The following is a 12,037-nucleotide window of genomic DNA, read 5'->3' as shown; positions in this document are numbered from 1 at the left end:
AATATATCATATTATAATTATGACTTATCATATCGGCTGCTCGGGCTATCACTACCGGCACTGGCGCGGTGTTTTTTACCCTGAAAAGCTCCCCATGCGCCGCTGGTTTGAGTTTTATAGCCAGCATTTCAGCACGCTGGAGCTGAACGTTACTTTCTATCGGTTTCCGCAGCTGTCGTTTCTGGAAAACTGGTACGCGCAGAGTCCGGCCGGTTTTCAGTTTGCCCTGAAAGCTCCGCAGCTTATCACGCACTACAAGCAGTTTCACGGCGTAGGCCAGCTGCTCGGCGATTTTTACGCTACGGCGGGCCGGGGCCTGCTCGAAAAGCTGGGGCCGGTGCTGTTTCAGCTGCCGCCGCGCATGGCTTACGAGCCCGACCGCCTCACCCGCATTCTCGACTGCCTCGACCCATCTTTCGTCAACGTGCTGGAGTTTCGGCACGCCAGCTGGTGGCGCGAGGAGGTGTACGAAGCGCTGCGCCAGCGCGGCATCGGCTTTTCGGGCCAAAGCCACCCCCTGCTACCTGATACCGTACTTGCCACTACCCCTACGCTCTACTACCGCTTCCACGGCGTGCCCGACCTCTACGCCTCGCCCTACCCTACCGAGGCGCTTCGGCGCTATGCCAGCGCGGTAGCCGCTACGCCCGGCGTAGAGCAGGCGTATTTGTACTTTAATAATGATATCGGTGGCTCGGCCATTGGCAATGCGCAGGAAATGCGCCAGCTGCTGGGTGGCTGAAAGCGCTCTGTTTCCTTCTGGGTAATAACTACCGGGCGGTATTTGTCGGTAAAATGACCCGCTCGGGCTGGCGCTCCTGGCAGCTTAATTGCCCGCTACGCCTGGGTAAAGTGCTGCGTCAGAGCTGGGCCACCAGGGCATCCAGCGCCTCTTTCACGGTCGGTATCTGGGTGCAGCTGCGCGGGTCCATGTCGTTGCCGCCAAAGCCATTGCTTTGGGCCGAGGCTCCCTTGGCAATTTTGGCCAGCTCGTGCTTGAGTTCGGTAGGGTGATACGCGGCGAGGGTCCACACGGCCTGCACTTTTACAAAGTCGCGGTCGCTTTTGCGGGTAAGTACTTTGATAAGCTGCTGCTTGGCTTCGGGGGTAGCCGTGGCCGCCAGGGCCCGGGTAGCCGAAACCTGCGCGTGAAAATTGGTGGTATCGCGCAGAAATGGCAGAATGGCGGTGCAATAGGTCGTCAGGCCCAGGTGATACGTGGTTTCGAGGGCTACGTGCTGCAGAAAGAAGGTGGCCTGCTCGGCCGAGTTGCGCCGGGCCGGTGCCAGGGCCAGGGTGCTGCTTACAAACTTATTGATATAGTCCGCATCGTACGGCTGCCCGTGGTAATGCTGAAAAATAGCCGTCATGGTAGGCTCGTACACGCTTTGCGGCACCAGCGCCTGGTGGTAGCTGTGCCGGTAGGTAGCCGCTACCTTGCTGTGCTTTATCGCCGCAAAGCCCGAGGTGGGCGTGGCAATGGCATAGCCGGCCGCCGTTTTCTGCAAAAAGACATAGCAAGAGTCAATTCCTTCAAACCGGAACCCGGCCTCCTCTCCCGCTTCATTGCACAGGTGCAGGCTGTAAAAGCCCGAAACCTCGACCGGACCGGCCAGCGGCGCGCCGGCCAGGGTACGCAATACATTTATAATAGCGCCTTTTTTGGGGTCAAAGGTGGTTACGCGGGCCAGCACAAACGAGCCGGATTCTTTTATAACTGTTTCCTGCCAGGGCTCATCCCAGGTAGCAGCGTACACAAAATGGCTACTTAGCAGCGCTAAGGCAACCAGGAAAATCGCAGGCAAACGCATTGAGTAAAGGTCGTATCAGTATGTACTAGATTTAAGCGGGGTTAAAAGTACGACACAAACTGCCCCAGCTGCTAGTCGCTGATGCGCTAAGTGGCTATTACTGAATAATTATTGTGGATAGCCGCAGGGCAGGCGCTGGTGCTGGTCTGTGAGCAGATGCCAGCGCTGCCCAGTGTTCCCAGGTTAGCAGTGTGGAGCCACCTGCCGCAGGCCAGCTTCAAAAATTAAAAAACAGCTCCTCCTCCGTGGCCCGCTGCTTACTTCATCGTCATAAGCGCGGCCATTGTCTCAATGCCATCCCAAAGATTACCCAACCGGATATTTTCGTTTTCAGCGTGCTGATTGTTATCGTAATTGGCAACGGGCACGGTTAGCGTAGTTGTACCCAGCTCTTGTTTGAATACATAGAGCGGCAGGCTACCACCGGAGGTGGGCAATAGCACCACCGGCTCCGTTACGGTACTCTGCACCGCCTGCACCACGCGTCCGGCCAGGGGCGAATCCATAGGCGTGCGCTGGGCATTGTAGCCGGTAGCAGGCACCACCCGCACCAGGCGCGGGTACTGTGCCCGCTCGGCATCGGTAGGCTCGGCGTGCGTTACGAAAAAGCCTTGGTGCTCAATGTGCCGCACTACTTTCTGAATCTGCCGCTGGTAGTCGTTGCCCAGCACCAGACGTAAATCCAGCACTGCTTCGGCCGTGGTGGGAATAACGTTGGCTGCCTGCGGACCCACATTGGCGCTTCGCATCCCATTAATATTCAGCGAGGGTTGATTGAGTAGCTCGACCAGCGACTGCCCCTGGCCGTCGGGCCGGGCAAAGCCCAGCTCGCGCCGAATGTCATCGTCGATAATAGGGATACGGCGCAGGGCGGCCTGCTCGGTGGCAGTAAGCGGCACCACGTCGTCGTAGAAGCCCGCAATAGTGACGCGGCCGGTGCTATCTTTCATAGAGCCCAGCAGGCGGGCCAGCGCCATAGCCGGGTTGGGGGCCCAGTTGCCATAGTGCCCGCTGTGCAGCGGGCGCCGGGGCCCGTACACAGTGAGCGCCACATTCACATCGCCGTGGGCACCAAATACTACCTGCTTGCGGCCCGACTGGTGGACTGGCCCATCACAGATTATCCAGAGGTCGGATTGCAATAAGGCCCGGTGCCGGGCCAGCAGTTCGGCCAGGTGGGGCGAACCAGCCTCTTCCTCACCCTCAAAAAAGAACTTTAGGTTCACCGTAGGCCTGATGCCGCTCTGGGCCAGTGCCTGGTAGCCCGAAATGATGGCCATTACGCCGGCCTTATCGTCGGAGCTGCCGCGGGCGTAGAGACGCCAGTCGGAGTTAAGCGGCGTGCCCGGCGCAGGCATGGGCAGCAGGGCTCCTCCTTTCGCCAGTGAGCCACTGGCCAACACAGGTTGAAAAGGACTGAGGCCCGCCGCCCATTGCGACGGGTTGACCGGCTGACCGTCGTAGTGCGCATAAAACACGATGGTGCGGGTGGCACCAGGAACCCGAACCTCGCCATACACGGCGGGTGGCACAGCAGGTGAAGCAGCTTTAAGCAGCTGCACATCGGCAATGCCGCGCTGGCGCATCATGGCCGCGATGGTGGCGGCAGTGCGGTGCATCCCCGCCGTATCGGCCGCTACGTTGGGGATGGCCAGCAGCCGCGAGTATTCGGCCAGCAGTTCGTGCTCGTGCTGCTGGCGATACTGTCGCACTTTTCTCAGCACTGTAGCTGGCGGGGCCGCCGCCAGTAGCATCACAGCAACCACGGGCAGCAGCCCACTCAGCAAATGGCGTTTTTTCATGCCACAAGTAAGGTGCTAGCCAGCAATAAAAGGTGACCATAGGCAGCGTTCACCACGGATTATTACTCAATAGCAGTCAAAAAAGTGGCTACTAACCCGCTGATAACGGCGTTGCTCATCACATAATTTTTATAAATTATCAACGTATTGAATATATTAAAAAATTAATTCAATAAGTGCCTTTGCGAAGTACCCACAAAAAAGCAGCCCGCTCAAGCTGAGCGGGCTGCTTTTCAGGGTAGCCGCACGGGCGGCGGGTGGGCGCTTACTTCTTGCGCTTCACCGGGGCCTTATGGGCGGGGGCTTTGCGGGCCGGAGCCTTTTTGGTGGCCGCCTTTTTCACCTCGGCCTCCGTGGGCTCGGCCGGGGCCGGGCCGTACTTCACTTCGGCCGCGTTGGGCTCGCCGGTCAGGAAGGGGTCGAAGTCCACCCGGCGGTTCAGGGCCTGGCCGGCGGCCGTCTTGTTGTCGGCAATGGGCTTGGTTTCGCCATAGCCCCGGCTCTCGATGCGGGCGGCCGGAATGCCTTTGCTCAGCATGTAAGCGCGGGCCGAGGCGGCGCGCTCGTAGCTCAGGCGCAGGTTGTAGGCATCATCGCCCTTGCTGTCGGTGTGGCCGGCAATGCTGAGGCTATAATCCGGGTAGTCGTTCATGATTTGCACCATCTGCTGCAGCTTCGGATACGAGGACGGCTTCAGGGTAGCCTTGTCGAAGTCGAACTGGATGTACTTGGTGGCCTCATTGAGGATTTTCTTGGCCTCGGCCTTAATCTCGGGGCAGCCTTTGTTGGAGGCCGGGCCGGCGCGGTCGGGGCAGCGGTCCTGGTAGTCGGGTACGCCGTCGCCGTCGCGGTCGAGCGGGCAGCCAGTGGCATCCACCTTCACGCCCGAGGGAGTGCCGGGGCACTTGTCGAGGTAGTCGGGCACGCCATCGCCATCAGCATCGAGCGGGCAGCCCGTGGCGTCGACGCGCACGCCGGCCGGGGTGTTGGGGCACTTGTCGTCGTTGTCGGCCACGCCGTCGCCGTCAGCATCGGGGCAGCCCTGCAGGGCCGGCAGCCCTTTCACGGTGGGGCACTTATCCTGGTAGTCGGCTACGCCATCGCCGTCGGTGTCAACCGGGCAGCCGTTGACGTCCACCTTCACCCCGGCGGGCGTATTGGGGCACTTGTCCTTGCGGTCGGGCACGCCATCGCCGTCCGTATCCTTGGCTTTGCCCAATGCTACCGTCAGGCCAGCACCATACACCAGAAAGCGGTCATAATACTTGCCGCTGCTCGAGTTGTCGACATCGATATTATCGCCGGTAAAGGCGTAGTGCTGGCTGGCGGTTACATCAAGCCCCACTGCGGGCGAGAGACGGAAACGCAGGCCTGCCTGGCCAAACACTTCGGGGCGCCGCACCTGGTTGAAAAAGGTGCCGCTCGTGGTCGTCAGGTTTTGGTTGAAGGTAAGGTAGTTGCCCCGGCTGTTGGCGACAAAGAAGCCGCCGCCGCCCATCAGGTAAGGCTGAATGAATGATTCCTCCTTCAGAATCTTACCATTGTTGAGCTTTAGCTTCAAGCCCAGGTCAAACATGGCAATGCGGGCGTTGAACTCATCCTTCGGCGCTGCATCTGCGACGTAACGAAAGTTCTGGAAATTGCCGAGCAAGCTTACATCGAACGACGGCGACAGGTAGCGAGTGATATGCGCGCCCACACCTACCTGCTCAGGGAAGTGCATCACCCCAAAATCACCACCGAGGTTGCCTTGGTATTGCAGCAGGCTAACATTAGCCCCAATGGCCGTTTTACGGTCGGGCGTCTGGGCTTGGGTTGCCGTGGCACTCAGCCCGGCGGCCAGCAGCACCGCTCCTGGCAGTAGCCGGCGGAGGGAGGAAGAGAATTCGCTCATATATGAAAAGAAGTGTGTAAAAGGTGGGGCAGCTAGCCCGTAGTAATTATTGGCCTGCTTACGAAGGAATCGATATTTTGGTAATAAAAAAGCAGCCCGCTACCTCACATTTTTTACTTTTCAAAGGAAAACAAGGATTTACACCTGGCCTGTTTTCTACGCTATTTTACGTTTTCATTCTCCCTTTAACGCTGGGTTAGCACGGCCACGCTCTGGAAATACCCATTCCGGACGTTGTTGACATTGCCATTGGCAGAGGTAGCCGTGAGCTTGCCGATATTTTTAGCCTCGCCGTAATCGTCGGGCAAGCTGCCTTTGTCGGCATAGCTGGAGGCGATGCCAGTCAGGATATTATCCTGACTGGCAGTTACATCAGGCAATAAAGCATTGAATTATAGTGTTTTATACATCACATAGACCAGCTTGTAAACCACGGCCAGGTCGCTCTTGATGGCATCCGGCCGCAGGGAAGGATTTTGTGGTGCTGCGTACCGCTGCCGATAAGTGCAGCGCCTGGCTGAGGCAGGCACTTAAAAATTTAAAATATATTTATTATCTTAAATTTTTTATTATAAAATCTTTAAAGATATAGCCAAAACCCGGCCGTATTATTTTACCATCGAAGCCATCAACGAAAACGGCGTATTGAGCCGTACTGCCATCAGCAAAGCCGACTGAGGACTGCGGCCGGGGGCCGGGCGCTTTTTTTACTTTTTCTTTCTGTTTAAATTCTGACCGGGCTACTCCACAATGGGAAGCACGGTTAAGGCACACGCCGGCCACATTGCGGCAACGGCATTGCCCAAAGGCTGCGGTCGGCAAGCAGCTACTGCACACGCCCCAATGCCGTACGAGGGTACTAACCAGCGTAAAATGGCCGTAGCTACCACTAAACGCAGTTTTATCAACCCAACTACTGCTCTAACTTTCCGCTTAGTATTTCCTAACTACCCTTTCATGAAACACCGCAAGTCGCTCTTCGGGGTCACGCTGCTCGTGGCCCTGAGCCTGGCCAGCGCCCACGCCCAAGCTCCCTCCAAACCCACCCTTCCCCTCTCCGACGCCAAAATGCAGCAGTTCGTAACGAGCCTGATGCAAAAAATGACGCTCGAGGAAAAAATTGGGCAACTCAACCTCGTTTCGGTGGGCTTCGACGTGACCGGGCCGGTGGTGAGCAAGGACGTGGACGCCAACATCAAGAAGGGCCTGGTGGGCGCGGTACTCAATACCTATACTCCGGTGGCGGCCCGCAAGCTGCAAGCCCTGGCCGTGCAGGAATCGCGGCTGCATATTCCGCTTATATTAGGCTACGACGTTATTCACGGGCACCGCACCATCTTCCCGATTCCGCTGGGGCTGGCCGCCAGCTGGGACATGGGCGCCCTGGAGCGCAGCGCCCGCATTGCGGCCGAAGAATCGGCCGCCGATGGCATCAACTGGGTGTACTCGCCGATGGTAGACATTGCCCGCGACCCGCGCTGGGGCCGCGTGGCCGAAGGGGCCGGCGAAGACCCCTACCTGGGCTCGCGCGTTGCCGAGGCCATGATTCGCGGCTACCAGGGCCCCACCAACGACCTGACCCGCCCCGAGAATGTGATGGCCTGCCTCAAGCACTTTGCGCTCTATGGCGCGGCCGAGGCCGGGCGCGACTACAACACTACCGACATGAGCCGGCAGCGTATGTACAACGAGTACCTGCCGCCCTACCGCGCCGCCGTAAAAGCCGGCGTGGGCTCGGTAATGTCTTCGTTTAATGACGTTAACGGCATCCCGGCCACGGCCAACCACTGGCTGCTGACGGATTTGCTGCGCAACCAGTGGGGCTTCAGCGGCTTCGTGGCTACCGATTACACCGCCATCAACGAGATGGAAGCCCACGGCATGGGCGATGAGAAAAAGGTGTCGGAGCTGGCCCTGAAAGCGGGCGTCGATATGGACATGGTGGGCGAAGTATTTTTAAAGCAGCTGGCTACCAACCTGAAAGAAGGCACCGTACGCCAGGCCGATATCGACCAGGCCTGCCGCCGCGTGCTGGAAGCCAAGTATAAGCTCGGCCTCTTTCAGGACCCGTACCGGGGCGTGACGGAGGAGCGCGCCAAGGCCACGATGATGAAGCCGGCTTATATCGAGGAAGCCCGCTCCATTACGCGGCGCACGCTGGTGCTGCTTAAGAACGAACGGCAAACGCTGCCGCTAAAAAACACCGTTAATATTGCCGTAGTAGGGCCGCTGGCCGACCGCGCCCGCGACATGATTGGCAACTGGAGCGGAGCCGGCGATGGCAAGCAGGCTGTTTCTATCCTGCAGGGAATCAAGAATGTGGGCGGGTCCGGTATCCGGGTGACGTATACGCAGGGCGTAAACGTGACCGACGACGACCAGCTGATTCGGCGCCTTAATGCCTACGGCGGCGAGCTGAGCATCGACGCCCGCCCCGCTGAAACCACCATTGCCGAGGCCGTGCGCGCGGCCCAGGCGGCCGACGTGGTCGTGGCCGTGGTGGGCGAAAGCCAGGGCATGACCGGCGAAGCTGCCAGCCGCTCCGACATTGGCCTGCCCGGCCGCCAGCTCGACCTGCTCAAAGCCCTGAAAGCCACTGGCAAGCCCCTCGTGCTTGTACTCGTAAACGGCCGCCCGCTGGCCCTGCCCTGGGAAAACCAAAACGCCGATGCCATTCTGGAAACGTGGTTTGGCGGTACGCAAGCCGGCAACGCCGTGGCCGATGCCCTCTTCGGGGCCTACAACCCATCGGGCAAGCTCACCATGACTTTTCCGCAGTCGGTGGGGCAGATTCCGATTTACTATAATCATAAGAGTACCGGCCGCCCTTACGCCGGCGTGTTGCTCGATAAGTACAAGTCGCGCTACCTCGATATCTCCAACGACCCGCTCTATCCTTTTGGCTTCGGCCTGAGCTACACCACGTTTAGCTACTCCAAGCCAACCATCAGCAAAAATATCCTGCGCCCCGGCGAAGGCCTTGCCGTGAACGTAACGGTGCAGAATACCGGCCAATACGATGGCGAAGAAATAGCCCAGCTCTATATTCGCGACCTCGTGGGCTCCAGCACTCGCCCGGTGAAAGAATTGAAGGGCTTCCAGAAAATCCTGCTTAAAAAGGGCGAAAGCCGCCAGCTGACCTTTCACCTCACGGCCGACGACCTCAAGTTTTACAACGACGACCTCAAGTTTGTGGCCGAGCCCGGCGACTTCCAGGTATTCGTGGGCGGCAACTCGCGCGACGTGCAGGCGGCCAGCTTCACGCTGGCGAAGTAATGATATCCAATACCTTCGGGATACGCAGCACAAACGATTCTTTCACCGTGATGTTGGTAGAGTAGCCACCGAAGGTAGTGAACTCCTCGTTTTCGGGCTTCATGTACCCGTTGTAGGTGGCTGTCCAGCTCACGGGGCCTTCGCAGTAGTTTTCCTCCTTTTCCCGGCACGCCGGGCACACGCCGCATGAGTCAATCATGCAGCCGACACCCACGATGTCGCCTACCTTGAACCTGGTAACGCCGCTGCCGATTTCATCAATGCGCCGATAATCTCGTGCCCCGGCACGCCGGGATAAATTGTGTTGTGCCAGTCGTTCCTGACCTGGTGCAGGCCGGAGTGGCACACGCCGCAGTACAGAATGTTGAGGTGAACCTCGTCGGCTTTGGGTGCCTGGCGCTCAATTTCCATCAGTTTGAGGCCATTGAAGACGGAGCCGCTGGCCCCATAGCCTTTAGTGGGAATGGCTTGCATTAGTGGAAAAGGGAGTTGGAAAAGAGAAAAGCGACGTTTCCCAACGGCCAGACCAGCGTGGGAGCTATGGTTCAGGCTCCTTCAGCAGGAAGGAAACCTGCCATAACTGCCATAACCGGTCATAAAAAGAGGGGCATGCCTCCTCTCGTCGGCAATGCCCCTCTTGCTTGTTCGTCAATACCCTGCCTGCTCCTAGTTCACTGCCGGAGCCGGGGCCTTCACGTACTTGTTCAGCCACGAATCCATTTCCCAGAGCATGTGAAGCAGGTTTTCGCGGGCGGCGTAGCTATGAGCTTCCGCCGGCAGCACCACGTAGCGCACGGTAGCGCCCTGGCCTTTCAGCGCTGCATAAAAGCGCTCGCTCTGAATGGGAAAGGTGCCCGAGTTGTTATCAGCCTCGCCGTGAATAAGCAGGATGGGGGTCTTGATTTTATCGGCAAAGTTGAAGGGTGACATGGCGTCGTATACACCCTTGGCCTGCCAGTAAGTACGCTCTTCCCCCTGAAAGCCAAAGGGTGTAAGCGTGCGGTTGTACGCGCCGCTGCGTGCAATACCAGCCTTAAATAAGTTGGAGTGGGCCAGCAGGTTGGCGGTCATAAACGCGCCGTAGCTGTGGCCCATTACGGCTACGCGGGCCGGGTCAACCACGCCCAGGCGGGCGCCTTCGTCAATGGCTGCCTTGGCGCTGCTCACCAGCTGCTCGGTGTAGGTATCGTTGGGCTCGGCGCTGCCTTCCCCCACGATGGGTACGGTGGCGTTTTCGAGCACGGCATAGCCCTGCGTTACCCAGTACACGGGCGAGGCCCAACTAATGCGCGTAAACGTGTAGGGCGAGCCATTCACCTGGCCCGCGTTGGCTTTATCCTTAAACTCGACGGGGTACGCCTCCATCAGGGTGGGCAGCGGGCCGTCGGTCTTTTTGTAGTTCGGGGGCAGGTAGAGGTTGGCTGTGAGGTCTACGCCATCGGCCCGCTTGTAGTGCAGCACCTGCTTGCGGAAGCTGCCGCCAAACTTAGCGTACGGGTTGGCAAAGTGCGTGAGAGCCAGCGGCTGGCCTTTTTTACCCAGCTCGCGCAGGTAGTAGTTCGGGTTCTGGTCGATGGATTCGCGGCGGGTCAGCAGCTCCAGCTGGCCTTTTTTACCGTCGAAAATAGTTACCGGCACTTCGTAGTACGGCGCTTCGGAGCGCCACAGGCGGGCGGTTTTTCTGGTCTGAAGGTTCAGCTCGTCCACAAAGGGCCGGTCGCCCTCGGGCGAAGCACCCTGCCCCGACAGGTAAATTGCCTGGCCACCCTGGCTCAGGCGCAGCACGTAGCGGCCCTGGGCGTTGCGGCGCGTAACCGGCGTGCCGGGGTTGTGGTACGTATCCTGCGACGAGCCATCGAACAGCACTTTCAGGGGCTGGCCAGGGGCAGCGGGGTCGAGCTGCCAGGTGGTTTCGTGGCGGTCGGCCCAGCGGTAGCCATCTACCAGCGCCAGGTGGTCGGTGCCCCAGGTAAGGCCAGCGTAGCGCAGCGGCAGGGCCGCCAGTTCCTGCGCCGGACCACTAAAGGGCGCGGGCAGCAGATATACCTTTTCCCTGATGGCAGTCTTTACCTTGGGGTCGCCGCCATCCTGCGCCTCCGCATAGGAGAGCGTGGCCGGCACGTCGGTGCGCCAGGCGTGGTCGCGCGGGCCGGTGGGCACGGCATCGAAGTTGGTAGGCACGTTGTCGGCCAGCGGCAGGTCGGCAATGGTTTTGACCAGGCTGCCCGTAGCCACGTCGAGCACGTCAATCCGCTGCGGAAAGCTGCTGATGGGCAAGGTGTACGAATAGGGCTTGTGCGCCGTCCGCACCAGCACGTAGCGCCCGTCGGGCGAGGGCGACACCGACCGCAGAACGCCCGGCTCGCCGAGCGGCTGGGCCGAGCCGTCGGCCAGCTTTACTTTCACCAGCTGTGCGGTAGCATAATAATCGAAAAGGTGCTCGTCGGCCGGATTTTTTAGCAAATCCTGGTAAGTGCGGGCTCCCGACTTTTTGCCGCTGCCGGCTTCCTGCACGGCCGGGCCGGTGGGCGTAGCATCGGCGGCCGGGGCCGGCCCACGGCCGGCGGGCACCACGCGCGCCAGCAGTGTCTGGCTATCCGACAGCCATTCGAAGGCCGTCCCGAAGGTTTCGTTGAGCGGCGTGGTCAGCAGGCGGCGCGCCGAGTTCGTGGCTACGTCGGCCACCCACAGCTCCACGCGGCCCGCGGTGCCTTCGCTGGCGGGCGTGGTCAGGCTGAAAGCCAGGTATTTATTATCCGGCGACCAGCTCGGGTTGCTGATGCGGGCCTGGGCGGGCAGGCCCTGCACCGGCATTTCGGCCCCACCGGGCAGGCGCTTAAACTGCAGCCCTACGGCGTAGCTTACCCGGCTCGGGCCATTGGTGCGCGGGTTGAGCCGCAGGCCAGCCAGACGCAGCTCGGGCTGCGATAGCTCGGCAATAGTCGGAAAGTCCTGCACCGCCAGGATGGCCAGCACGCTGCCATCGCTCGATAGGCTGACGCGGGGCGTGGGTGGCGCCAGCAGCAGGTCGCGGATGGCTGCCGGGGGCTCGTGGTACTGGGTTTCCTGGGCCATAGCCGGGGCAGCAAGGAGAAGAAGGACAGGGAAGAGTTTTTTCATGGGCAGATAGGTTGGAAAACGAAAGAACGTCAGGCTGCATGAGCCAAGCATCAGGCTCACATTGCCGGGCCAATGACCCAGTCAACAAAAGCAAGATGCTTCGCTCACGCAGCCTGACGTTCAATAGTACGCCA

Annotated in this window: 7 protein-coding genes and 1 pseudogene; 2 read left to right on the top strand and 6 right to left on the bottom strand. The window is 59.7% G+C overall.

What is annotated here, in order from left to right; genetic code table 11:
- Positions 1-19: 19 nt before the first annotated feature.
- Positions 20-742 (top strand): DUF72 domain-containing protein, encoded by a 723-nt coding sequence (locus F6X24_RS09170; RefSeq protein WP_229725464.1) that lies wholly within the window; start codon positions 20-22, stop codon positions 740-742.
- 118 nt (positions 743-860) lie between these two features.
- Here F6X24_RS09170 and F6X24_RS09165 read toward each other — a convergent pair whose 3' ends face one another.
- From F6X24_RS09165 to F6X24_RS09150, 4 genes are all read right to left on the bottom strand, one after another.
- On the bottom strand, positions 861-1,757 hold the full coding sequence (locus F6X24_RS09165; RefSeq protein ID WP_151087706.1) for a hypothetical protein: 897 nt from the start codon (positions 1,755-1,757) through the stop codon (positions 861-863).
- A gap of 311 nt (positions 1,758-2,068) precedes the next feature.
- Positions 2,069-3,613, bottom strand: a complete 1,545-nt coding sequence (locus tag F6X24_RS09160; protein ID WP_191906526.1) for a M20/M25/M40 family metallo-hydrolase — start codon at positions 3,611-3,613, stop codon at positions 2,069-2,071.
- A gap of 265 nt (positions 3,614-3,878) precedes the next feature.
- Positions 3,879-5,507, bottom strand: coding sequence for an OmpA family protein (locus F6X24_RS09155; RefSeq protein WP_151087705.1), 1,629 nt, complete (start codon positions 5,505-5,507; stop codon positions 3,879-3,881).
- 185 nt (positions 5,508-5,692) lie between these two features.
- Positions 5,693-5,887: a hypothetical protein gene (locus F6X24_RS09150; RefSeq protein ID WP_151087704.1), complete on the bottom strand. Its 195-nt coding sequence runs from the start codon at positions 5,885-5,887 to the stop codon at positions 5,693-5,695.
- 577 nt (positions 5,888-6,464) lie between these two features.
- Between F6X24_RS09150 and bglX the strand changes: the two genes are divergently transcribed.
- Positions 6,465-8,783: a beta-glucosidase BglX gene (gene bglX, locus F6X24_RS09145; RefSeq protein WP_151087703.1), complete on the top strand. Its 2,319-nt coding sequence runs from the start codon at positions 6,465-6,467 to the stop codon at positions 8,781-8,783.
- On the opposite strand, the pseudogene F6X24_RS09140 reads toward bglX, so the two are convergent.
- Positions 8,767-9,194: pseudogene (locus F6X24_RS09140) on the bottom strand (alcohol dehydrogenase catalytic domain-containing protein). The gene bglX and the pseudogene F6X24_RS09140 sit on opposite strands and share 17 nt — an antisense overlap.
- A gap of 255 nt (positions 9,195-9,449) precedes the next feature.
- Positions 9,450-11,903, bottom strand: a complete 2,454-nt coding sequence (locus F6X24_RS09135; protein ID WP_151087702.1) for a S9 family peptidase — start codon at positions 11,901-11,903, stop codon at positions 9,450-9,452.
- Between the last annotated feature and the right edge of the window lie 134 nt (positions 11,904-12,037).

The sequence above is a fragment of the Hymenobacter baengnokdamensis genome, from assembly GCF_008728635.1.
Lineage (GTDB): Bacteria > Bacteroidota > Bacteroidia > Cytophagales > Hymenobacteraceae > Hymenobacter > Hymenobacter baengnokdamensis.
Note: the sequence above shows the minus strand (reverse complement) of the source record. Positions and strands in the feature narration are given on the sequence as shown.